The organism is Pseudomonas sp. S2_B10 (genome assembly GCF_054668425.1).
In genome coordinates this window covers 5,472,304-5,497,595 of sequence record NZ_CP162768.1, presented here as the reverse complement: position 1 = coordinate 5,497,595, position 25,292 = coordinate 5,472,304, and the positions used below count along the sequence as shown (strand labels likewise).

Sequence of the window (25,292 nt, the reverse complement as noted above, 5' to 3'; positions counted from 1 at the left end):
TTGTCAACAATTTCTGTATCGACTAGTCTTTATATTAAATCAATGAGGAGTCAGGTCATGGCGAGAACCGGTCGCCCCCGTCAGTTTGATCGCGACGACGCCGTCGATCAGGCTTTGCAACTGTTCTGGCAACACGGCTACGACGCGACATCGCTGGCCCAATTGAAGGCAGGCCTGGGTGGCGGTATCTCTGCACCTAGCTTCTACGCCGCGTTCGGTTCCAAGGAAGCGTTGTTCGATGAATGCGTGCAGCGTTATTTAACCACCTATGCGCAAGTCACCGAGTGCCTGTGGGACGACAGCCTGCCACCACGCCAGGCGATCGAGACCGCTTTGCGCCAGTCGGCACGCATGCAGTGCGACGACACACACCCCAAGGGCTGCATGGTTACCCTCGGCGTCATGAGCGCACCGAGCCCGGAAACCGCCCATGTGGCGCAAGCCCTGACCCACTCAAGGCAGCGCACCCGTGCCGGCATTCAAGCCTGCGTCGAACGCGCTGTGAATGCCGACGAGCTGGCCAGCGGCACAAGTGCGGCGGCGATGGCGACGGTATTCGACAGTTTCCTGCAGGGCATATCCATCCTCGCCAGAGACAACACCGCGCTGGATAACATTGATGCTGCTATCACTCAGATCATGCAAATCTGGGAAATTGCCGCCACGCGTAAGGCGGATTGATCAAATCACAAATGCACCGGTGCCACCGGCGCCGAACCCGGCTCCGGCACATCGACATTGACCTTCAGGGCAATCAGCAGCGCGGCCAGCAACATCAGAATTCCAGCTGCTACAAACACGCCATTGATGCCGCTGAAACTGAACACCGAACCGCCGGCGGCGGCGCCTGCGGCAATCGCCGACTGCACCGATGCGACGACCATGCCGCCTGCGCTTTCGGCCTGATCGGGTATCGATCGCGCCACCCAGTTCGACCATGCCACCGGCACGCCACCGAAGGCCATCCCCCACAGAGCCAGAAGCAACGCCTGCCCGGTGAGCGACGCCGGTAACCCGACCAACGCCAGAGCAGCAACGCCCACCAACACCGGCATCAGCACCAGTGTTGCGCGTGGATTGCGCTGCAACAGCCAGCCGGCGAACAGCGTGCCGGCAAAGTTCGCCACGCCGAAACCGAGCAGCATCAGCGCCAGCGTCTGCGCGCCGACTCCGGTGGTGCTTTCCAGAAATGGCCTGATATAGGTGAACAACGCGAAGTGGCCGGTGTGCACCAATACACAGCCGAACATGCCAATGGCAATGCCCGGTCGCAGCAACACCTCAAGCACCGTACGCAGGCGTGACGGTCGATGTGGCGCCAGACTCGGTAACGTGAACATTTGAAAGACCAGCGTCACCACGCCAACCGCCGCAGCTGCGAAAAACGCACTGCGCCAGCCAAACTGGCCGCCGAGATAACTGCCCAATGGCACCGCGACCACGGTCCCGACGGCGATCCCGCTGAAGATAATCGACAGCGCCCGTGGCAGCAGCGCCGCCGGCACCAGGCGCATCGCCACGGCCGCCGCCATGCTCCAGAATCCGCCCAGAGCTATGCCCAAAAGGATGCGCATGATCAGCAAAACTGCGAGGCTCGACGACAGCGCCACCAGCAGATTCGACGCGATCATCAGTACCGAGAAACCGAGCAAGACCAGCCGCCGATCAAGACTGCGCGTCAATCCAGGTACGAGCAATCCGGCAAAGAGCGCCACCACTGCGGTCACCGTCACTGCTTGCCCGGCCAGCGCTTCGCTGACGCCGAGATCCAGCGCCATTGGTGTCAGCAGGCTGGCCGGCAGATATTCCGCAGTGAGTAAACCGAACACCCCCATCGCCAGTGAGAAAACCGCCATCCACGCAGGAGCCATCGGCTCCTCTTCAGTTCGCCCATCACCTACACATTCATTCATTTCAAGACTCCCTCGGACATTTCAAGAGAGCAATCTATTAGCGGCAAACCGGATGATCTATGATGCGCAGTCTTGAACTTTTGATCGAAACCCCGAACATGAGCAGCACTGATTCCTTTTCACTGTCATCAGACCTGATCACTGAATTGCTGCGCAGCATGCGTCTGCGTGGCGTGCAGTATCGGCGGATCCACGCCGGTCCGCCGTATGGTCTGGGTTTCAGCGACAAATCGGGCCATGCGTATTTCCACTTCGTTGCCGCTGGATCGACGGTGTTGCGACTGGAGGACGGCAGCCTTTACGAGTTGGCGGCGGGCAATGCGGTATTCATTGCCCATGGTGCCGCGCACCAGTTGCTGTCACACCCAAACGCCGAAGTGCAGGACATTGACAGCGCCGTCGCCGCGCCACTCGGCGATACGGTCTGCGCGGTGCAGGTCGGTCACAGCGCCGTTTCGCCCGATAGCGCCCTGCTCTTCAGTGGCTGTATGGAGTTCGAGCTCGGCAGCCTGCAGGGCCTCGGTCGGCTGATGCCGGGACTGATGCTGATCGACGCCGGCGGCCAGCGTTATCCGGGGCTTATGCCAATTCTTGCGACCATGGAACGCGAAGTCAGCGCAGCGCGCATCGGCTTCGCCGGCATTCTCGCTCGCCTTGCCGACGTAGTGGCGGCAATGATTGTTCGTGGCTGGGTCGAATGCGCTTGCGGCAATGCCTCCGGTCTCGTCGCCGCCCTGCGCGACCCTCGTCTGTCGAAAGCTTTGCTGGCCCTGCACCAACAACCGGGGCGCGACTGGAGCGTCGCGGAGCTGGCAACGCTGTGCAACACCTCACGCTCGGTCTTCGCCGAACGCTTCCAGACCACCCTCGGCACCCCGCCGCTGCGCTACGCCACCGAACTGCGCATGCGCTTGGCCAGTCAGTGGCTGACACTGGAAAGACTGCCGATCGAAGAAGTGGCGCAGCGCTTGGGCTACACCTCCCAAGCGGCGTTCAGTCGTGCGTTCAAGCGGATAACGGGAAGCTCACCGGGAGCGAGTCGGCGCCAGCGCGCACTGTAGAAATTGCGTTAACAGGGCGGCAATGAATCCGAGCCGCCCTCACCGCTGGATTTTCCCCAGCCCCGCGCCCACCCGCTCAGCAGCCTGCAAATCCCCGCGCGCCTCCAACTCCTGCGCCACTTGCCGCAACTGCTCAACCGTCAATCCCACATTCAGACTGATCTTCAAATGTGACTCCAGCTGCGATTCCACCCCAGCCATTGCCGCCAGCGCGCCAACCGTCGCCAGTTCCCGATCCGTCCATGCCAGGTTGTCGCGGGCGAAGATGTCGCCGAACAAGTGCACTTTCAGGAACTGATCGATCGCCGGGGCGAATTCGAAGAGCGGGCCGGACACTGGCGCGCCGACCAGACGGGTCTGATTGTCGGTGCCGAGTTCGGTAAGTGCATACCCCGACGGAACCGGGCCGGGCTCTCGTCCGGGCGCGTCTTCAATGCCCCGCGCGGCGCGTTCCTGCACAACCTTCATTAGCAAGGACAAGGCGTTGAGGCTGCGTGGGAACCCGGCGTAGGCGTACAGCTGCACCAGAACTTCCTTGGTTTCGCTGATGCTCAACCCGGCATCGAGGCCGCGATTGAGTGCGTCGTGCAAACGCGGCATGTCGCCGATTGCAGCGTTGGCGGCAATCGGGGCGATCGCCAGTTGCTTAAGCGTCAGAGGTTGTTCTTGCATGATCGGTTTCTCCGGTGATCGGGAAGGATTGGCGCACAGAGGATTCACGCAGGCTGCGCTGGCGAGGACCGCGCAGCCGAGAGCCACAATGCGCAGAAGGCGCGGCTGATGCAGGTTTTTCAGCTTCATCAATGAATCTCCTCACTCATCCAGCGTGAACGTCACCCGCACATCGCCACGCCCCAAGGTCTCGGCCAAGTCCTGCGGCCGGTCGATGCGACCAAGGCGCGAATAGCGGTAAGACGAATCGAAGGTTTTGTAGAAGACCACCAACGTATCGTCGCCATACAAAAGGAAATCGCCGTTGTGGATCGTGCCCGGCCGATAGGGCTGCGTGGGCAAGGGCGGCTGCACGGTGGCGTATTTTTCGTTGCTGTGCAGGTCGACCATGTTCAGGCTCAGCGGCAATCGCGTGAGCAATTGCCGAGTGCTCGGGTTGTCCTCAAGAGCAATGGCAAAACGGTGTTCTCCGACGGTCATCCACATCGTGGTCTCCTCCGGGTTAGCAGCAGACTGAGCAAAGGGCAGCCATGCCATCAGTACGAATCCCTTCCAGCCGTTGGCAAAAATCCGCATCGCTTTGCTCCGTCGCGTTGAAAGTTACTTCAGGTTGCTCTTGAAGAACTGCGTCAGCTTGGCAAAAGGAATCAGCTCGGCCCGGTCGTACAGATCGACATGACCGGCATTCGGCACAATCACCAGTTCTTTCGGCTGCCCCGCCAACCGGAACGCCTCTTCGCTGAACTCACGGGAGTGCGCATCGGCACCGGCAATAAACAACATCGGGCGCGGCGAGATGCTCTCGATATCGACGAATGGATAGAAGTTCATGAACTTGGTGTTGCTGCTCAGCGTCGGGCGCGTGGTCTGTTGCGGCGTCGAGCTGGCCGGGGTGAATTCGCCGCGCGGGGTGCGGTAGAAATCGAAGAATTCACGCTGGATCGGATGGGTGTCGGCCTTCAGTTCCAGCACCGTGCCGCCGGTGTATTCGACCTTGCCGCCAGTAAACTCGGCGTAACGCTGCTCGGCCGCTTGCGCAATGATCTGCTTGCGCTGCTCAAGGCTTTGCGAATGCTTTAGGCCGTCACGGTTGGCGGCGCCCATGTCGTACATGCTGACCGTGGCGATGGCTTTCATGCGCGGGTCGATTTTCGCCGCGCTGATCACGAAGCTGCCACTACCGCAAATGCCCAACACGCCGATGCGCTCGCGGTCGATGAATGGCCGTGTGCCGAGGTAATCGACGGCCGCGCTGAAGTCTTCGGCATACATGTCCGGCAGCACGGCATTGCGCGGCGCGCCCTCGCTTTCGCCCCAGAACGACAGATCCAGCGACAAGGTGACAAAGCCCTGCTCCGCCAGTTTCTGTGCGTACAGATTGGCGCTCTGCTCCTTTACCGCGCCCATCGGATGACCAACGATAATCGCCGCGCTACGCGCTGCCGGGTCGAGTCCTTTAGGGACAAACAGGTTGCCGACCACGGTGAGTTGATATTGATTTTTGAAGCTGACCTTCTGCACGGTCACCTTATCGCTCTTGAAAAAATTGTCAGCACCGTGGGACATGTCAGCTCCGAATGCAGTGAATGAACTCAGGAGAAACCCGAGCAGTATGAACAGTCGTTTCATGGGGGCGTCCTTGATCGAGAAGCCAGGCGTGGCCGGGATGAAGGTATTGTTGCGCACGCTCGAGACTTTGATTAGCTAATGAGTGCTTAATGCGGTTATAAACTCTGCTAATCAATAAACCCGAGCGCGCGCCCATGGCCAAACCCAATTTCAACGACCTGCTCGCCTTCGTCACGGTTGCCCGCAGCGGCAGCTTCACCCGCGCGGCGGTGCAACTGGGCGTGACGCAATCGGCGGTGAGCCAGGTAGTCTCGGCGCTGGAAGCGCGTCTGAAAATTCGCCTGCTGACCCGCACTACGCGCAGCGTGTCACTGACCGCGGCCGGCGAACGCTTGCTGCACACCGTGGGTCATCGTTTCGATGAAATTGAAGCCGAGCTGGACGCCCTGACCGAGTTGCGCGACAAGCCCGCCGGCACGGTGCGCATCACCTGCGGCGACAACATCATCAAGACCACTCTGCTGCCGAAGCTGACGCCACTATTGCTGCAATATCCGGACATCAAGCTCGAGTTCGATATCAACTACGGTTTCCGCGACATCGTGGCCGACCGCTTCGATGCCGGCGTGCGTTTCAGCGATACCGTCGCCCAGGACATGATCGCCGTACCGATCGGCCCGCCACTGCGCATGGCCGTGGTCGCTTCGCCCAGCTACTTCGCCCAGCACCCCGCCCCGCAACATCCGCGCGATCTGGCGGCGCACCGTTGCATCGACATCCGCTTTCCGACCTACGACGGTGTCGATGCGTGGGAATTCGAGCGCGAGGGCAAAAAGCTGAAAGTACGGGTCGACGGCCAACTGGTGTTCAACTCCACCGTGCACATCGCCGACGCGGCTGTGAACGGGTTAGGGATTGCCTACCTGCCTGAAGACGAGTTCGGTACGCATCTGGCTGAAGGGCGTTTGGTCAGAGTGCTGGAAGACTGGTGCGAACCGTTCGGTGGCTTCCACCTCTACTACCCCAGCCGCCGCCAACCGTCGCCGGCGTTTTCACTGGTGGTGGATGCGTTGCGCGTGGTCAGAGACCCAGCCCCGTTGTAGGAGCGAGCCTGCTCCGATAGCGTCGGCACATCCAACAGAGTAAGTGCCTGACCCAGCGCTTTCGCGAGCAGGCTCGCTCCCACAGGGTTTTGCGTCAGATCCCGGAAATCAATCGATTCACAAATCCATTGTGGGAGCGAGCCTGCTCGCGAAGACGCCAGACCAGGCAAATCATCTCTGCATGCCACCCCGCGCGCGCCTCACAACTTCGACACATCCCCGGTAGCCTCGGCAATCGTCGCCAAGGTTTCCTCCATGCTGGCGATGTCTTCATGCAGCTTTTGAAACACCAGATCCAGCGACTCGGGAGCGTCCACGGTCTGATGGCCACCTAGCGACTCGACGCTAGCGCTCTCCACGTGCTGAAGAATGTCCACGCTTTCTCGCAGTGCCAACAGCTGATCGAGGATCGCGGCAATCTGCGCCTGGCTGCGGGTGCTCATCGCTTCCCCGGCTTACAGATCAGTGATCCCCATCCCAGACATGTGATGACCATAAATCAGCCCCTTCTAAAGAAACGATGAACACAGAAAACAACAGCCTGCTCAGCCTTTGGTTTTTCGCGGATCGGCAGCGCGCGGTAAAGTGCGTTCTTGCGTGAATGATCAAGACCGATAATGGATTGACCTTGAGCGGTTCAGAGAGTTTGAAAGAATTGTTCCCGACTCAATACGCGAACTCGTGCCCCAACTCGCTCTCCATCCACGCCAGAAAACGCCTGACCCGTGGAAAGCTCGAATGCGCCTTGGGGAATACCAAATGGTGCGCCGCCACCGCAGCACTCAGTGATTCAGGCGCGACTTCAACCAGCGTGCCCGCGGCCAGATACTTCTGCGCCAGCAATGTGCTTTCCAGCGCGAAACCCAAGCCATGACTCGCCGCTTCCAGCGACATGTAGGAACGATCGAAGCTCAATGCGTAAGGCCGTTCCGGACGCGCCAGACCATGCTGGGCAAACCATTGCGGCCATTTGAGCAGAGTGGCTTCCGACAGAATCAGATCGCACTCCAGCAGATCCGCCGCGCCGCGTATCGGGCGCTGCGCGAGCAGTTTCGGTGAAGTCAGCACCGCGAACGTCTCGTTCCTGACCGTGCGCACCTCATAGCTTGGCCAGTTCGGCAGACCATGGCGGATATCGACGTCGATCTTGTCGCGACTGAAGTGCAGCGATTCATAGGAGCACGACAGGTTGATCTGAATGTCCGGGTGACTGGCGCGAAATGCTTCCAGGCGCGGCATCAGCCAGAGCAGGCCGAAGCTTGGCGATGAGTGCAAGCGCAGGCAATCGAGGCTGACATCGCTGGCCGCACGCTCGGTGGCAACGGCGAGACTGTGCAGAATCCCGGAGACTTCCTTGAGGTATTGCTCGCCGACCGGCGTCAGCGAGACGCCACGGGCAGCACGGACGAATAATTGCCGGCCGATCATCCCTTCCAGTTTCGCCAGTTGATGGCTGACTGCCGAGGGTGTCAGGTCCAGCACTTCCGCCGCTCTGGCGACGTTGCCGAAGCGCGCGGTTTGTTCGAAGGCCTGAATTGCTTTCAGCGGTGGCAGGTTGATCGATGCCTCAGTGTCTGAGCGCATGGTGACTCCGTGGTGATTTCTTGTGATGTACGGACCGGTTTCATTCAAGCATTTGCGAAACGGCCTGACGAGTGCTGAATTTTTTTCAGCATTGAGTGACTTCCGCGTTATTGCTCACGCTCGCCCCGGAGGACAAGCTGAGTCATCGGTTACTTACACACCGACCCAATAAAAACAATTCGAGGGAATCCTCCATGCTTCTTCAAGGCAAAGTCGCAATCATTACCGGTGCCGCATCTGCCCGTGGCATTGGCCGCGCTACCGCCAGTACATTTGCGCAACACGGCGCTCGCGTGGTCATCCTCGATCTGGATGCATCCGCAGCACGTGACGCCGCCGCAGCACTGGGCGAAGGTCATCTGGGCCTGGCGGCCAACGTGGCCGACGAAGCGCAGGTTCAGCAAGCCGTCGCCGCCATCATCGAGCACTTCGGGCGCATCGATATCCTCGTCAACAACGCCGGTATCACCCAGCCACTGAAGACTCTGGATATTCGTCCTTCGGACTACGACAAAGTGCTGGACGTCAGCCTGCGCGGCACTTTGCTCATGTCCCAGGCGGTGATTCCGCTGATGCGCCAACAGTCTTCCGGCAGCATCGTCTGCATGTCGTCGGTGTCTGCCCAGCGCGGCGGCGGCATCTTCGGCGGCCCGCATTACAGCGCGGCCAAGGCCGGTGTGCTGGGGCTGGGCAAGGCCATGGCGCGGGAATTGGGGCCGGACAACATCCGCGTCAACTCCATCGCCCCGGGCCTTATTCACACCGACATCACCGGCGGCCTGATGCAGGATGAACGCCGCCACGCCATCATCGAAGGCATTCCGCTGGGGCGCCTGGGTCAAGCGCAGGACGTCGCCAACGCCGCGCTGTTTCTGGCCAGCGACCTGTCCGCTTATCTGACCGGCATCACCCTCGATGTGAACGGCGGCATGCTGATTCACTGAGTAACTCTGGGCGGGCCTGCGTGGCCCGTGCGGTTCTGGATCGATGACGCAGCCGGGCCTGATGGCCTGGCGGTCAATAAAAACAAGAGATCAGACCATCATGACTACCCTGTCGCTCGAAGCGGTTTCGACCGTGCGCTCTTCTGCCTACCGCAAAACGGCCTGGCGGCTGATGCCGTTCCTGATGCTGTGCTACCTGTGCGCCTATCTGGACCGGGTCAACGTCGGTTTCGCCAAACTGCAAATGATGAACGATCTGGCCCTCAGCGAAACAGTCTACGGACTGGGCGCCGGGGTGTTTTTCATCGGCTATTTCCTTTGCGAAGTGCCCAGCAACATCATCCTGCACAAGGTCGGCGCGCGAGTGTGGATTGCGCGGATCATGATCACCTGGGGCATCGTCTCGGCGCTGTTTGCCTTCGTCGAAACCGCCTGGCAGTTCTATGCCCTGCGCTTTCTCCTCGGGATTGCCGAAGCCGGTCTGGCGCCGGGCCTGCTGCTCTACCTCACCTACTGGTTTCCGTCCTATCGGCGGGCGCGCATGACCGTGTTGTGGTTTATCGCCATTCCGCTGTCAGGCATGGTCGGTGGCCCGCTTTCGGGCTGGATCATGAACCACTTTGCCGGTGTGCACGGCTGGGCCGGCTGGCAGTGGATGTTCGTTTTGGAAGCGGTGCCCACCGTGCTCGTCGGCCTGCTGGTACTGAGTTATCTGAAAGACGGCGTGCATCAGGCGACCTGGCTCAATGACGAGGAAAAAGCGCTCATCACTCGCGAGCTGGCCGAAGACGACCAGCAAAAGGTCACCCATGCCTCGGTCGGCGAGTTCATTCGCGACCGGCGCTTGTGGCTGCTGGCGGCGATCTACTTCTGTGTGGTGATGGGCCAATATGCGATCACCTTTTGGCTGCCGACACTGGTGCGTAACGCAGGGGTTTCCGACCCGCTGCACATCGGGTTCCTGACCAGCCTGCCTTACCTGTGCGCCATCGCCGCCATGCTCCTGGTCGGCCGCAGTGGCGACAAACATCGCGAGCGCCGCTGGCACCTGATCGTGCCGATGATCGCCGGTGCGATCGGCTTGAGCCTGGCAGCAATGATGGGCGGCAATCCGACCTTGTCGATCCTCAGCCTGTGCCTGGCCGCCTCCGGCATTCTCTCCGCCACCTCGTTGTTCTGGATGCTGCCCACCACGCTGCTTGGCGGGGTGTCTGCGGCCGCCGGCATCGCCGCGGTCAACAGCTTCGCCAACCTCGCCGGGTTTTGCTCGCCCTATCTGATCGGCTGGATCACCACCCTGACCGGTTCCAGCGCCATCGGCATGTACCTCATCACCGGCGTGCTGTTCCTCGGCGCCAGCCTGGTCCTGCGTATTCCTGCCGCTTTGGTCAATCGTTGAGTCAACGGAGTTTCATCATGACGACTAATCTTGCACACGCTGCATCGCTGAGCCTGACCCAGCGCGCGCACAACATTCGCCGCCATGCATTGCGCATGGGCCAAGTTCAGGGCCAGGGCTATGTGGGCCAGGCCCTCGGCGCGGCTGACCTGCTGGCGGTGTCTTACTTTCATGCGATGAATCATCGCCCCGCAGATCCCGAATGGGAGCAGCGCGATCGCTTCTATCTCTCCATCGGCCACTACGCCATTGCGCTGTACGCAGCGCTGATCGAAGCCGAGATCATTCCGCTCGACGAGCTGGAAACCTACGGTTCGGATGACAGCCGCCTGCCGATGTCGGGCATGGCCGCCTACACCCCGGGGATGGAAATCACCGGCGGTTCGCTGGGTCAGGGCCTGGGTATCGCGGTCGGTGCCTGCCTGGGCCTCAAGCGCAAAGGCTCGGCCTCGTTCGTCTACAACCTGCTGTCCGATGGCGAACTCAATGAAGGCTCGACCTGGGAAGCGGTGATGTCGGCTTCGCACTGGAAGCTCGACAACCTGATCGCCATCGTCGACGTCAACAACCAGCAGGCCGACGGTTACTCCAGCGAGATTCTTTCGTTCGAACCCATTGTCGATCGCTGGCAAGCCTTTGGCTGGTTTACCCAGCGCGTCGATGGCAATGACCTTGACGCACTGGTGACTGCTTTCGATGCCGCACGCCAGCATTCGGGCAATCAACCGCGGGTGATCATCTGCGACACGAAAATGGGCAAAGGCGTGCCGTTTCTGGAGAACCGGGAAAAGACCCACTTCATTCGCGTCGAAGAGCACGAATGGGACCTGGCACTGAGCAACCTTGCAGAAGGAAAAGACCAATGAGCAACGCCGCCAACACTGCGCCTTCGACTGCTACTGGCGCGCCGGTGAAAAAGCGCCTGACCACCTCGGCGATGATTGCCTCGATTGCTTCCGAGGGTCAGGCGACCCGTTCGGCACCGTTCGGCCATGCGCTCGCAGCGCTGGCAGACCAGCGCGCGGACATCGTCGGTCTCTCGGCTGACCTGTCCAAGTACACCGACCTGCACATTTTCGCCAAGGCGCATCCGGAGCGTTTCTATCAAATGGGCATGGCCGAACAGTTGCTGATGAGCGCTGCGGCGGGCATGGCGCGTGAGGGTTTCGTACCCTTCGCCACCACCTACGCGGTGTTCGCTTCGCGGCGTGCTTACGATTTCATCTGCATGGCCATCGCCGAGGAAAACCTTAACGTCAAAATCGTCTGCGGCTTGCCCGGTCTCACCACGGGTTACGGGCCGAGCCACCAGGCCACCGATGATCTGGCTATTTTTCGCGCCATGCCCAATCTGATGATTGTCGACCCGTGCGATGCACTGGAAATCGAACAGGCCGTGCCGGCCATCGCCGCTCACCAAGGCCCGGTCTACATGCGTTTGCTGCGCGGCAATGTGCCGTTGGTGCTGGACGAGTACGGTTATAAATTCGAGATCGGCAAGGCCAAGACTCTGCGCACGGGCAATGATGTGCTGATCATCTCCACCGGGCTGATGACCATGCGCTCACTGGAAGCGGCCAAGCAATTGCAGGCCGACGGCATTGATGTGGCCGTGCTGCACGTGCCGACCATCAAGCCGCTGGATGAACACACCATTCTCGCCGAAGCGCGTAAATCCGGGCGTCTGGTGGTCACAGCCGAGAACAGCTCGATCATCGGCGGTTTGGGCGAGGCGGTTGCTGGGTTGTTGTTGCGCAATGGCGTGACGCCCACCTTCAGACAGATCGCGTTGCCCGACGCCTTCCTCGACGCCGGTGCCCTGCCGACGCTGCATGATCGCTACGGCATTTCGACGCCGGCTGTCTGCGCGCAGATCAAAGCCTGGCTGTAACTCCACCGTGGGCGGCGCTTCGATCAGAGGCGCTCGCTCATTCGAGAACAGGAGGCAGAACGTGAAAGCACATGAACTGCTGGATCCCGACTTCAAAAGCTTTTTAACCCCCGGCGCACAAGCCTGGACGTTGGAGACGCTGCCCGCGATCAGGGAGCGTGTCCATGCGACATTCAAATCCCGAGAACAAGCGCGCGGTGAAAGCCTATGGACCAAGGCCCACGACGGTGAGGATTTGCGCCTGTGTCTTTACCGGCCCGCCGCCGGGGCACCGGGCGGTAATTTTGCGGTGATCCTGTACATCCACGGTGGAGGTTTCGTCCTTGGTTGCCCCGAAATGGCCGATGACTATCTGGCTAACCTCGCCGAAGAACTTCAGGCGATCATCGTCGCTGTCGATTACCGTCTCGCGCCAGAGCACCCCTTCCCTATTCCCCTGGAAGATTGCTACACCGCCCTCGGCTGGGTTGTCGCCCACCGGCAAACGCTCAACATGGACGCCGACAACGTGATCGTCATGGGTCACAGTGCCGGTGCAGGTCTGGCAGCAGCGCTGGCAATTGTGGCGCGGGATCGCGGCGTATATTCCATCGCCAGCCAGTTGCTGGTGTATCCGATGCTCGATTACCGTTCGGGCAGCCCGGCCTCGCCTCACCAGAACAGCACGACCGGAGTGATTGGCTGGCCGGCGCAAGCCAACCAGTTCTGTTGGGATTGCCTGCGCGCTGACCAAGCGCTGGATGATCTGCCAATCGGCTGGTTTTCGCCGGCCCTGCAAGACGATCTGCGTGACTTGCCACCGACGTTTATGGCCGTCGGGGCGCTGGATCTGTTCCTGGAAGAGGACGTTGCATTTGCCATGCGTCTGTCGCGCGCCGGGGCTGCCGTCGAACTGCATGTCTACCCTGGGGCGCCACATATGTTTGATCAGTGCCCCGGTAGCGTTAGCGATCAGTCTGCGCTGGATATCGTCCGATCACTTCGGCGATCGATAGCTAGCGCATTAACTGCTGAGGGATAGAAAGAACAGCTGAAACGGTACGACTGGATTTCTTATACAAAGCCTTCCCCCCTCCCACGCTTATTGATTAATACCTTCGCAGACCGGCAGCTGCGGAGGTTGGCCTGCGCTTTGAGAAATTCAATATCGCTTAGCCATCGCTCTCCTCGATTCCGCCCGGATATTTTCCAGCGTCTCGTTGGATAATGTCGAAACCGACACATTTTGTTGCACCCAAAAACCGCTTGGATCCAACGTCCCGACAAACGGTAACGACCTGAATAGAGCAGATTTTCAAATAGATAAACGTGGGCAAATGGCCCATCCATACGCTCGTCAAAAATCAGGCAGCCCCATCCGACACTCCCTATCTATGGTTTTAAAACCATCCGTGGACGTCCGCCCCACCCATTTACAGGGAGTAGTAATGGACAACATCGTCATTGCCGACAAAGCCAATTCTCAGCTCACTGCCCAGAACTGGGGCAATGTTCAGCTCAGTCAGCCTTCAGTTGTACAAATGCCGGTTCGGCCCGATCAATTGGCGTCGACCAGTCGCAGCGGTCAGGATTTGATCGTCAATCTGAAGTCTGGCGAGCAAATCAAAATCTCCAATTTCTTTGTCACCAGCCCTGACGGCGTGCCCAATGACATTGTCTTTCAGGGTGACGACGCGACGCTGTGGCAGGCGCGCTACAGCGCCGAGCCGTTCAATGGCTTTACCTTTGACGAAATCAATTCGCTGGACGAGCTGATCGCTGGCGTCGGTGTGGTGGATGGCGCGACGCCGGCATGGGCGATTGCCGGGCTTGGCCTGTTGGGCGCGGGTGGTGCGGCAGCCGCTGCCGGCGGAAGTGGCGGCGGCGGCGGTGGTGGTGGCGATGGAGACGCGACGCCTCCTGCGCCTGCGACCGGATTAACCTTGTCGGCCGATGGCCGGGTGCTGAGTGGTTTTGGCGAAGCTGGCAGTGTCGTTCAGGTACGCGATGCAGCCGGCAACCTTTTGGGTTCCGGAACCGTTGGCGCCGATGGCAGTTTCCAGGTCGACCTGGGTACGCCACAGAACAATGGCCAGCCGCTCGACGTCACGCTCACCGACCCCGCGGGCAACGTTTCGACGCCGGGTACGGTCACTGCGCCGGATACCTCCGCGCCCACTGCGCCTGGCAACCTCGCTGTGAGCGCCGATGGCACGCAACTCGGCGGCACCGGTGAAGCCGGCTCGACCGTCCAGGTGCGCGCCGCCGATGGCACGCTACTCGGTAGCGCTGTGGTGGCGGCGGATGGCACTTTCAGCGTCGCCCTCAGCCCCGCGCAAACCGGCGGCCAGCCGCTGACCGTGAATGCCACCGATGCGGCAGGCAATATCTCGACCGGCGCAACGGTCAGCGCGCCGGAGATCGTCGAACCGACGACGCCAGGCAATCTCGATTTGAGCAGCGACGGCAGTCAACTGACCGGCACCGCCCGAGCCGGCACCACGATTGAAGTCCGTGCCGCCAACGGAGAATTGCTCGGGCGTGCGGCGGTGGCTGCTGACGGCACTTTCCTGCTGACGCTGGTTCGTGCGCAGGCCAACGGTGAAACCTTCAGTATCGTGGCGGTCAACAGCGCCGGTGCGCAATCGCCGACCGTGACCTTCAATGCACCAGACATCACCGGCCCCGCTGCTGCAACGGATCTGGCCGTGAGCAGCGATGGCCTTTCGGTGACCGGCCGTGGCGAACCCGGCAGCACGGTCAGCGTCACCAATGCGCAAGGTACGCTGCTCGGCACAGCGCAGGTGGCAGCCGATGGCTCGTTCACCGTGCAACTTAACGCCGCGCAAATCGATGGTGAGGCGCTGAGCGTGCTGGTCACCGACGCCGCCGGCAACCCTTCGCCAGCAGTGACTATCATCGCGGTTGACCTCGACGGGCTGACCCAACCAAGTGACATCGCAGTGAGCATCGATGGCACGCAGTTGAGTGGACGCGGCCAGGTCGGTTCGACCGTAACGGTGCGCGACGCCAACGGCAATGTGCTCGGCACGGCCGCGGTGGCGGCGGACGGCATGTTCAGCCTGCAACTGAGCAGTCCGCAGAACAATGGCGAAACACTGCAGATCAGTGCCAGCGACGCCGCTGGCAACACTTCCGCACCACTGAACTACGTGACGCCTGACACCCAAGGGCCGACGGCCGTCTCCGATCTTGCGCTCGACGCTCAGGGGCAGACGCTCACCGGTAAGGGTGAGTTGGGTGCGTCGGTCACTGTGCGCGATCCGGCCGGCAACATCATCGGCTCGGGCACGGTGGATGCCGATGGCAATTTTACCGTTCCACTTTCCACACCACAGACCGATGCGCAACAACTGCAAGTGATCCAGACCGACGCGGAAGGCAATCCTTCGGCGCCGGTCAACGTCACCGCACCCGATCTGACCACGCCGGTCGCCGTGACCGATGTGAGCATTTCCGCCAATGGCGCCGTAGTCTCCGGCGCGGGTCAGATCGGCGCCACCGTTACTGTCACTGACACCAACGGGACCGTGCTGGGAACAGCTTTGGTCGGCAGCAACGGCCGGTTCGAAGTCACCCTGTCTTCACCACAAACCAATGGCCAGAATCTCAGCGTTGTGCAGAGCGATGGCTCGCCCACTGGCTCCCCGGCAGTTCCAGTTGAAGCGCCGGATATCCAGGCCCCCACTGCCCCTTCCAATCTGTCGCTGAATGCAGGCGGCACTGAACTGAGCGGCACCGGCGAACCCGGTGCCACGGTGTCGGTCAAGGATTCGGCCGGCAATGTGCTGGGCACCGCGATCGTCGACGGCACCGGCACCTTCACGGTGACGCTGAACAGCCCGCAGATCGATGGCCAACAACTGCAAGTGAGCCAATCGGATGGCGTGAACGTCTCCCCCAACACGCCGCTGACCGCAGCGGACACCACCGCGCCGCTGGCGCCGGACAATCTCGTGCTCGCCAGCAACGGCGTGACGTTGACCGGCACCGGACAAGCCGGCAGTACCGTAACCGTGAGCGCAGCGGACGGCACGGTGCTCGGCACTACGGTGGTCGCCAGCGATGGCAATTTCAGCGTCAACCTGAGCCCGGCTCAGCTCGACGGTCAGGTGCTGAGCGTGATCCAGACCGATGCGAGTGCCCTGCCCTCGCCCGCCACACCGGTCACCGCACCGGACATCACCGCCCCACCTGCACCGAGCGGTCTGCTCATCGATCCGGCGGGTGCCACGGTCACCGGCACCACGCAGCCCAATAACACGGTGCAGGTGCTGGATGCCGACGGCAACGTCATCGGCACCGCGACCGCTGACGGCACGGGCGCCTTCATGGTCAACCTCGATACTGCGCAGACCAATGGCGAAGCCTTGCAAGTCGTGGTGTCGGACGGCGCCAACAGTTCGCTTCCCGGCAGCGTCACTGCGCCGGACAGCACCCCGCCGGCGCCAGTCAGCGATCTCGCGCTCAATCCCGCCGGCACGCAGGTCTCTGGCCTTGCCGAACCGGGCACCACGGTCACCGTCAGCATTGCCGGCGGTGGCGCTGTGCTGGGCACCGCGACGGCCGATGCGGACGGCCGCTTCGTCGTGACCCTTAGCCCACCGGCCGAGCCTGGCGGCAATCTGGAAGTCATCAGCACTGACGGCGACGGCAATGATTCGCCCGTTGTGCCGCTGGCAGGACTGGACGGTAGCCAGGTCGCGACCCCGACCGATCTGGCCTTGAGTGCCGATGGTTTCACCCTGACCGGCGCCGGAACGCCTGGTTGCACCGTGACGGTGACCAGCAGCAGCGGCGCTGTGCTCGGCTCCGGGCTGATCAACAGCTTCGGCCGCTTCACCCTGTTGCTCAGTAGCAAACAAATCAATGCGCAAGTCCTCCAGGTGACGGCCACCAGTCCCGACGGTGACGTGTCGATTCCGGGCACGGTGACGGCGGCCGATGGCACGGCGCCGGACGCGGTGACCAATCTGGCGCTGAATACCAACGGCACGACACTCACTGGGCGCGGAGAGGCCGGAGCGACGGTCACTGTCACCGACGCTACCGGCACCGTGATCGGCACTGCACTGGTCGCCAGCAACGGCACGTTCAGCCTGACGCTGACGCCGGCACAACTTAATGGCCAGGCGCTTACCGCGATCCAGAGCGACGCCGCCGGCAATCTGTCGCAACCCGCCGGCATTATCGCTACCGATCTGCAACCGCCAGCCGCAGCGACTGGCGTTACGATCAATGACGTCGGCACCGTGGTCAAAGGCCAGGGCGAAGCCGGCAGCACCGTGACCGTGCGCGATGCCGCCGGCAATGTTCTGGCCACCGGCGTGGTCGATCAGAGCGGCAATTTCCAGGTCACCTTGCCCAATGCGCAGAACACCGGCGAAACCCTGCAGGTCACCCTGACCGACGCCAACGGCAACACCTCGATTTCCACTGGCGTGGTCACCGTCGACGGCACCCCGCCGGCCGCTGTGCAGAACCCACTGATCAGCGCCGATGGCAGCACCCTCAGCGGCACGGGTGAAGCTGGCGCAACCGTCAATGTCACCACCGCCAACGGCACCCTGCTGGGTAGCGCCGTAGTTGGCGCGGACGGCTCGTTCAGTGTGACCCTGGCGCCAGCGCCGACCAATGGAGAGGCATTGGCGATCAGCCAGACCGACCCTGCCGGCAACGTCTCGCCATCGACCAGTGTCAACGCCCCCGACATCAGCCCGCCGGCGGCACTGACCCAGGTTGCGGTGAATGCTGACGGTGTCACCGTCACCGGCCACGGCGAGCCCGGCGCCACCGTGTCTGTGCGCAGCGCCGACGGCACCTTGCTCGGCACCGCACAGGTCGGCAGCGGCGGCGCGTTCACTGTCACCCTCAACGCAGCACAACTGAATGCTGAGGTGCTGACCGTTACTCAGGAGGATCCGCCGGGCAATGTGTCGACTGCGGTTGAAGTCACCGCCGTGGATTTGACTGCGCCGGCGATTCCGAGCGCATTGACCCTCAACGCTGCCGGCGTGCAACTGTCGGGTAACGCCGAGGCCGGCAGCACGGTGACCGTGCGTGACAGCCAGGGCAACCTCCTCGGCACCTCCACGGCGGCCGCGAACGGCACTTTCCAGATTACCCTCAACAGCCCGCAGACCAACGGCCAGTCGCTGAACGTGACGGCCACCGATGCGGCAGGCAATCCGTCAGCCCCGGCAATCCTCAATGCGGTCGATAGCACGGCGCCGTTGTTGGCGAGCGATCTGGCGGTCAGCGCCAATGGTGCCACCCTGACCGGCATCGGCGAGGTCGGCGCCAGCGTGGAAGTTCGCGATGCCGGCGGTATTTTGCTGGGTACTGCGACCGTTGCCAGCAATGGCAATTTCAGCGTCACGTTGTCCCCGGCTGCGGTGGCTGGATCGAATCTTTCCGTGGTGCAGATCGATGCTGCCGGCAACACCGGACCGGCAGCGCCGGTGACTGCGCCGGGCAATCTGGCGGAGAGTGCACCGACCAATCTGGCCCTCAGCGCTGACGGCCTGACCCTGACCGGCTCGGCCACCGCCGGCAGCACCGTGAGCATTCGCAATGCCTCGGGCGTGTTGCTCGGCAGCGCGCTGGTGGCGGCCAATGGCACTTTCAGCGTCACCCTCAACGCCGCGCAACTCAACGGCGAACAGCTGTCTGCCGTGGCGACGTCGAGCACCGGTATCAATTCATCCCCGACCGACTACACCGCTGCCGATATCGCCGCGCCAGCGCCGCTCAGCGAACTGAGCCTGGCACCGAACGGCACGGCCCTGACCGGGCGCGGTGAAGCCGGCGCCACGGTGACCGTGCTCGGCACCGGCGGAGTGGTTCTCGGCAGCGCCGTGGTGGCGGCCAATGGCACGTTCAGCGTCACCCTCAGCCCGGCACAGACCTCTGGCCAGACTTTGAGCCTGAGCCAGGCCGACACCGCCGGCAACGAATCCAACAGCGTCAACCTGATCGCCCCGGATCTAATCGCGCCCAATCCGCCGGCGGCGCTGGTGGCGAGCGCTGACGGCACCTTGCTGTCGGGCACCGGTGAGGCCGGCACCACGGTCAACGTGTACAACGCCGCCGGAGCGCTGGTCGGGACCGGCACCGTGAGCATCGACGGCACCTTTGCGATCACCCTGACCACACCGCAAGCCAACGGCCAGGCGCTGACTGTGTCGCTGACGGATGCAGCGGGCAACACCTCGGCAGCCACGCCGTTCACTTCGGTCGACAGCACACCGCCAGCGGCCGTTTCGCAACTGAGCATCGGCGGCGACGGCGCAAGCCTGACCGGGCGCGGCGAACCGGGCGCGCAGGTGCGCGTCATCGACAGTGACGGCAACGTGCTTGGCACCGCCGTGGTCAGCGCGACCGGTACCTTCACGCTGCCACTGAACCCGGCGTTGACCAATGCCGAAGTGATCACCGTGGTCCAGGCCGACGCAGCGGGCAACGACTCGCCGGCAGTGAACCTGACCACGCCGGACTTCACCCCACCTGATCCACTGGACAACGTCGATATCAACTCGTCCGGCGCGCTGGTCATCGGTACTGGCGAACCCGGCGCGACCGTGACCGTGCGCGATGCCAACGGCACTTTGCTCGGCACCAGCGTGGTACTCGGCGACGGCACGTTCAGCGTCACCCTCAATCCGCCGCAGATCAACGAACAGATTCTCAGCGTGCAGCAGGCCGATCCACCCGGCAACGTCAGCGCCCCGGTGACGGTCACCGCCCCGGATCTGACCCCGCCAGCGACGCCGGCCGATCTGCAACTGAATGCCGATGGCGGTCTGCTCACCGGTACCGGCGAAGTCGGCGCCACTGTCCGTGTGACGTCGGCCGATGGCACCGAACTGGGCACCGGCACCGTGGGTAGCGATGGTCGTTTCCAGATCACCGTGACTCCGGTGCAAACCAATGGCCAAGCGCTGTTCGTGGTGTTGGCGGATGCAGCCGGCAATGCCTCGCCTGCCGGCACGCTGAGCGCACCGGACAGCACGCCTCCTGCAGCACTGACCGATGTCGAGATCGACGCCAGCGGCAGCCTGATTACCGGCTCCGGTGCGGCTGGCTCGCAGGTGGTCGTCACCAATGCGCTGGGCACTATCGTCGGCACTGGCACGGTGCAGGCCGACGGCAGTTTCAGCGTGACGCTCGACCAGCCGCTGCTCAATGGTGAAGCCTTGTCGGTGATCCAGCGCGATGCGGCGGGCAACCCTTCGCCGATCGTGCCTATCACTGCGCCGGACATCACCCTTCCCGCTGCACCCACCGGCCTCATTCTCACGCCCGACGGCGTGACATTGACCGGCAGCGGTGAAGCCGGCGCCACGGTGCGTGTACTCAGCGCGACTGGCACTGTGTTGGGCTCGGCAACCGTGGCCGGCAATGGCTCGTTCAGCGTGACCCTCAACCCGCCGCAAGTGAACGGCGAGCTGTTGAGCGTCAATCAGACCGATCTGGCATCCAACACATCGCCGACAGCGCCCGTGCAAGCGGGCGATATCACCGATCCACTGGAGGTGGCCGACCTCAATGTCAGCCAGGACGGCTTGACCGTGACCGGCACCGGCGAGCCCGGAGCGACCGTCACCGTGCGCGACGGCACGGTGGTGCTCGGCACGGCGACCGTGGCCGCAGATGGCAATTTCAGCGTCACGTTGTCGGCTGCGCAAATCGATGGCCGCGCACTGTCGGTCGTGCAAGCCGACGCGCAAAACAACCAGTCCGAGCCCGTACTGGTCGACGCGCCGGACAGCACTGCACCGATCGCACCAACGGTGACATCGCTGACCGGCGCCGGCACCTTGCTCGCCGGGACCGCCGAAGCCGGCAGCACCGTGACTGTGCTGTCCGCCACCGGCACCGTGCTCGGCACAGCGGTGGCATTGGGCGACGGCACCTATACAGTCACGCTGAATCCGGCTCAGGCCAATGGTCAGTTGTTGTCGGTGATCGCGACGGACGAAGCGCAAAACGCATCGCCAGTGCTGCTCTACCCGGCGGCAGATACCACGGCTCCGGATGCCGTCACCGGTCTGACCATCAGCGGCGATCTGAGCCAGCTCGCCGGTCGTGGCGAAGCCGGTGCCAGTGTCGAGGTGACCGATGCGCTGGGCAATGTTGTCGGCACCGGCACGGTCGCGGCCAACGGCACATTCCTGATCGATCTGGATCCGGGCATCACTGCCGGCCAGGTGCTGACAGTGAATCAAACAGACGTCGCGACTAACGTGTCCGCAGACGCCGACCTGACTGTTCCGGCAGTGCCAGCCCCGGCTGCGCCGGACAATCTTGTGCTGACAGCCGACGGCGTGACGCTGACCGGCACGGCGGCGATCGGCACCATCATCAATGTCTACGCGCCGGACAACAGCCTGATCGGCACCGGCGTCACCGGCGGGGATGGCACGTTCAGCGTCGTGCTGACGCCCGCGCAAACCAACGGCGAAAGCCTCGAAGTCACCGCCAACACTGCGTTGGGGGGTGCCTCGCTGCCGACTGAAATCACCGCAGGTGACACCTCGGCGCCGGCGCCAATCAGCGATCTGGCGGTCAACGCCAACGGCACTTTGGTTACCGGTCGCGGCGAAGTCGGCGCGTCGGTGACCATCACCGGCGCTGGCGGCGTCGTGCTGGGCAATGCGACGGTTGGCGCCAATGGCACTTTCAGCGCACAGCTCAATACGCCGCAGGTCAACGGTCAGGTGCTCAATGCGACACAGACCGATGCGTCCAATAACACCTCATCCGGGCTTAACGTAACGGCGCCCGATATCACTCCCCCGGCCGCTCCGACGGCGCTGGTCCTTAGCGGTGCCGGTCTGGTCCTCGGCGGGCTCGGTGAAGCTGGCGCCACCGTCACTGTTCGCGGTGCGGGTGGCACGGTGCTGGGCACGGCGACGGTGGCGGGCAATGGCTCGTTCTCGGTGACCTTGTCCTCCGCGCAACTCAACGGCCAGCAGCTGAGCGTCACGCAGAGTGATGCGGCGGGCAACGTTTCGCCGGTTACCAACCTCAGCGTCGCCGATACCACCGCGCCAGCGCCGCTGAGCAATGTCAGCTTGAACGGCACCGGCCTGGCGGTCAGCGGCACGGGTGAGGCCGGCGCGACCGTCAGCGTGACCAACGCAGCCGGTACCGTCCTCGGCACCGCTGTGGTCAATGCTGGCGGCACCTTCACCGTGCAACTGTCCAGCGCGCAATTGAATGGCCAACAGCTCAACGTCCAACAGGCCGACCCGACGGGCAATCTGTCGCAGGTCTTCAATCTGACGGCACCTGACGTGCAGGCGCCGATTGCAGCCAGCGGTCTGACGCTCGCTGCCAACGGTCTGACTTTGAGCGGTACGGGCGAAGCCGGTGCGACGGTCAACGTCTACGGCCCGGGCGGCGCGCTGATTGGCACTACCACCGTGGGCAGTGGCGGCACGTTCAGCTTCAACCTGAACACCGCACAACTCGACGGGCAGCTGTTGACCGTGCGTCTGGTCGACCCGGCCGGCAATCTGTCGCCCAACGCCAGCCTGACAGCGCCGGACATTACCGCGCCCGGCGCGCCGACCGGCGTCAGCGTCAATGGCAGCGGCACCGTGCTCACTGGCGTCGGTGTGCCCGGTTCGACCATCAGCGTACGCGGCGTCGGCGGTGTGGTGCTCGGCACCGCGACCGTTGCCGCTAACGGCAGTTTCTCGGTGACACTGGCCTCGGCGCAGATCAACAGCCAAGTGCTCAGCGTTACCCAGGCCGATCCGAGTGGCAACGTATCGGCAGCGGCGACCGCGACGGCGCCAGACCTGACACCGCCCGCTGCGGCAACGGCGCTGCTGGTCGGTGCCGATGGCCTGACCGTCACCGGTACCGGTGAAGCCGGTGCAACCGTGACCATCAAGTCGGCCAGCGGCAGCGTTCTGGGCACTGGCACGGTCGACAACCTCGGCGTGTTTAACGTCACCCTGAGCAGTGCGCAGATCAACGGCGAAAACCTCACCGTCAATCTCAGCGACGCTCGCGGCAACGTTTCGGTGGCCGCCAACGTCATTGCGCCGGACGTCGACGTCAACGCGCCAGTGGTCGCCAGCGATAACCTCGCCGTCGGCACCGTCACCCTGGCACCGGTCACCGCGTCGCAGACCTTCAACGACTCGTTCACCACACTGCTGGCCGGATTCTCGAAAACCTTCACCTTCACCGTCGCCGGCGGCACGCGTCTTGATCCGACCCTGACGCTGACCACCAGCAGTCTGATTTCGCTGATCGATGGCGTGGTCTACACCCTGCAAGTCAAGGATGCCAGCGGCAACTGGGTGACTCTGGATGTCAACGGCAGCGGCGGCCTGCTTGACCTGATCGCGCTCGCCGGCCAGGGCGTACGGGTCGACATCGGTAACCTGCTGTCAGGCGATTATCGACTGACAGTTTCGAGCACCGGTATCGGCGTGCTGACCACGGTCAATACCCAGCTGCAACTGGACGTCAGCAGCCTGACCCAGTTCAACGGCATTGCCGGGCCAGCGGTGACCGGCAACGTCATCACCAACGTCGGCGTCGATGGTACGGCCGATCAGACCGGCCCGGACAACGGCGCGCAGTTGCAGATCTTCAAGAACGGCGCCTGGGTCAGCGCCGGGGCCGGCACCACGGTGCAAGGGTTGTACGGCACGCTGACCATCGACGCCAACGGCAACTACAGCTACAAACCGAACGGCAGTGTCGGCAGCGTCGGCAAAGTCGACGTGTTCAACTATCAACTGGTGCACCCGAACGGTTTGAGCGACACCGCCAATCTGTATGTGCGCATCGACAGCCCGCAAGCCACCGAAGTGTGGAATGACGCCAACCTTGGCAGCCCGGCGCTGGTGGTGGATGCCACGCCAGACGTCGCCTCTACTGACGTCACCCTGGTCAACCGCGAAGTCACCACCAACTCTGCCCTCGGCACGTTCAATGTGCTGCTGGGCGGCGGCAGCGGTAACTACAACACTGTGGTCGCGGCCGATACCGTCAGCGACCTGACCGTGGTGGTCAACTCGAGCAACCTGCTGGCGCTGCTCGGTTCGATGACGGTCGGCCTGTATAAACTCAACACGGCGACCAACCAGTACGTGCTGGTCAAGAGTTACGGCGGCAACGCGCTGGTCAATCTCGGCGGCGGCAACTACGGGATCAAGTTCGACGACCAGACCGCCGGCAGTTATCAGGTGCGGGTGGCAGTAGGCGGCCTCGGCCTGCTGACCAGCGTCAACACCAGCCTGATCAACGTCGCGACCTACAACAATCAGTTCGTGGTCGGCAGCTACACACCGGTATCGGGCAACCTGCTCACCGACACCGCTGGCGGCGGCGCCGATGTGCTGGGCTCGGTCTATACCTTGCTCAGCGTGCTGGTCGCTGGCAGTTACGTCGCGCCGGGTTACAACGGCGTCTCGCTGGTCGGCAACTACGGCACCCTGGTGGTCCAGGCCAACGGCAACTACACCTACACGCTCAAGGCCGGGCTGACCGATGCGGTGATCGGCCAGGAAGACACCTTCACCTACCAACTCACCCACCCCAACGGCACCGTGGATACCGCGACGCTGACCATCGACCTGAACAATGCCGGCGCATTCGCCAGCACCGCGTTCTCGGCACTGGCCAGCGATGACCTCGGTCTGGCCCATGTCGCTGGTAGCGAACTGATCCAGGGCACCGAAGGCAACGACACCCTCGACGGCTCGCACGGTGGCGCCGTCACGCTGCAAGGTGGCGGTGGCGACGACACGCTGATCATCGCCGATCAGCAGTTCACCTCGGTGGACGGCGGCAGCGGCACCGACACCCTGCTCTGGGCCGGTGGCGATGTGTCGATCAACCTCGGCGATCTGCAGAGCAAGATCCACAACGTCGAAATCCTCGACCTCAACCATTCCAGTGCGGTTGCGCTGACATTGAATCTCGGCGATCTGCTGGCGATTACCTCTTCGGACAACAACACCCTGCTGATCAAGGGTGACGACAGGGACAGCGTGCACATGACCGATGGCTGGGTCGCCGATGGCACGCAACAGGCCGACGGCATCGACTATGTTCAATACACGGCACAGGAGGATCCGAGCCACCACTTGTGGGTGCAGAACGGCATTCAAGTGGTTTGAAACAAGAC

General features: G+C 62.7%; 15 protein-coding genes. 9 read left to right on the top strand and 6 right to left on the bottom strand.

What is annotated here, in order from left to right; translation table 11 throughout:
• The first annotated feature begins 57 nt into the window (after positions 1-57).
• The gene (locus tag AB4O45_RS24560; protein WP_056785092.1) at positions 58-681 is read left to right on the top strand and encodes a TetR/AcrR family transcriptional regulator; all 624 of its coding nucleotides are present in this window, start codon (positions 58-60) and stop codon (positions 679-681) included.
• A gap of 5 nt (positions 682-686) precedes the next feature.
• Here the strand turns inward: AB4O45_RS24560 and AB4O45_RS24555 are convergent, their stop codons facing one another.
• Entirely contained in the window at positions 687-1,913 is a 1,227-nt protein-coding gene (locus AB4O45_RS24555; protein WP_435405993.1) for an MFS transporter, read from the bottom strand.
• A 59-nt stretch (positions 1,914-1,972) separates the two neighbouring features.
• On the opposite strand from AB4O45_RS24555, the gene AB4O45_RS24550 reads away from it, so the two are divergent.
• Positions 1,973-2,974, top strand: a complete 1,002-nt coding sequence (locus AB4O45_RS24550; RefSeq protein ID WP_371857501.1) for an AraC family transcriptional regulator — start codon at positions 1,973-1,975, stop codon at positions 2,972-2,974.
• Between the two features lie 39 nt (positions 2,975-3,013).
• Here the strand turns inward: AB4O45_RS24550 and AB4O45_RS24545 are convergent, their stop codons facing one another.
• From AB4O45_RS24545 to AB4O45_RS24535, 3 genes are all read right to left on the bottom strand, one after another.
• Entirely contained in the window at positions 3,014-3,646 is a 633-nt protein-coding gene (locus AB4O45_RS24545; RefSeq protein WP_224787239.1) for a carboxymuconolactone decarboxylase family protein, read from the bottom strand.
• A 141-nt stretch (positions 3,647-3,787) separates the two neighbouring features.
• The gene (locus AB4O45_RS24540; protein ID WP_224787240.1) at positions 3,788-4,222 is read right to left on the bottom strand and encodes a cyclophilin-like fold protein; all 435 of its coding nucleotides are present in this window, start codon (positions 4,220-4,222) and stop codon (positions 3,788-3,790) included.
• A 24-nt stretch (positions 4,223-4,246) separates the two neighbouring features.
• Positions 4,247-5,275: an alpha/beta hydrolase gene (locus tag AB4O45_RS24535; RefSeq protein ID WP_095179692.1), complete on the bottom strand. Its 1,029-nt coding sequence runs from the start codon at positions 5,273-5,275 to the stop codon at positions 4,247-4,249.
• A gap of 134 nt (positions 5,276-5,409) precedes the next feature.
• Here AB4O45_RS24535 and AB4O45_RS24530 point away from each other — a divergent pair, with 134 nt between their 5' ends.
• On the top strand, positions 5,410-6,318 hold the full coding sequence (locus AB4O45_RS24530) for a LysR family transcriptional regulator (protein WP_252869309.1): 909 nt from the start codon (positions 5,410-5,412) through the stop codon (positions 6,316-6,318).
• 200 nt (positions 6,319-6,518) lie between these two features.
• On the opposite strand, the gene AB4O45_RS24525 is transcribed toward AB4O45_RS24530, so the two are convergent.
• Both AB4O45_RS24525 and AB4O45_RS24520 read right to left on the bottom strand, forming a co-directional pair.
• Positions 6,519-6,761, bottom strand: coding sequence for a hypothetical protein (locus tag AB4O45_RS24525; RefSeq protein ID WP_406228916.1), 243 nt, complete (start codon positions 6,759-6,761; stop codon positions 6,519-6,521).
• Positions 6,762-6,984: 223 nt separating this feature from the next.
• The gene (locus AB4O45_RS24520) at positions 6,985-7,902 is read right to left on the bottom strand and encodes a LysR substrate-binding domain-containing protein (RefSeq protein WP_258708033.1); all 918 of its coding nucleotides are present in this window, start codon (positions 7,900-7,902) and stop codon (positions 6,985-6,987) included.
• A 194-nt stretch (positions 7,903-8,096) separates the two neighbouring features.
• Here AB4O45_RS24520 and AB4O45_RS24515 point away from each other — a divergent pair, with 194 nt between their 5' ends.
• From AB4O45_RS24515 to AB4O45_RS24490, 6 genes are all read left to right on the top strand, one after another.
• Entirely contained in the window at positions 8,097-8,846 is a 750-nt protein-coding gene (locus AB4O45_RS24515; RefSeq protein WP_024012667.1) for an SDR family NAD(P)-dependent oxidoreductase, read from the top strand.
• A gap of 100 nt (positions 8,847-8,946) precedes the next feature.
• A complete protein-coding gene (locus tag AB4O45_RS24510; RefSeq protein ID WP_041480451.1) occupies positions 8,947-10,245 on the top strand; it encodes an MFS transporter in 1,299 nt (432 codons plus the stop codon).
• Positions 10,246-10,262: 17 nt separating this feature from the next.
• Complete coding sequence (locus AB4O45_RS24505; RefSeq protein ID WP_460160686.1) at positions 10,263-11,111, top strand: transketolase; 849 nt, start codon at positions 10,263-10,265, stop codon at positions 11,109-11,111.
• The gene (locus AB4O45_RS24500; protein ID WP_150742626.1) at positions 11,108-12,136 is read left to right on the top strand and encodes a transketolase family protein; all 1,029 of its coding nucleotides are present in this window, start codon (positions 11,108-11,110) and stop codon (positions 12,134-12,136) included. Before AB4O45_RS24505 ends, AB4O45_RS24500 begins: the two co-directional genes overlap by 4 nt.
• Positions 12,137-12,197: 61 nt before the next feature.
• Positions 12,198-13,157, top strand: coding sequence for an alpha/beta hydrolase (locus AB4O45_RS24495; RefSeq protein ID WP_460160685.1), 960 nt, complete (start codon positions 12,198-12,200; stop codon positions 13,155-13,157).
• A gap of 406 nt (positions 13,158-13,563) precedes the next feature.
• A complete protein-coding gene (locus AB4O45_RS24490; protein WP_460160684.1) occupies positions 13,564-25,284 on the top strand; it encodes a BapA/Bap/LapF family large adhesin in 11,721 nt (3,906 codons plus the stop codon).
• The last annotated feature ends 8 nt before the right edge of the window (positions 25,285-25,292 follow it).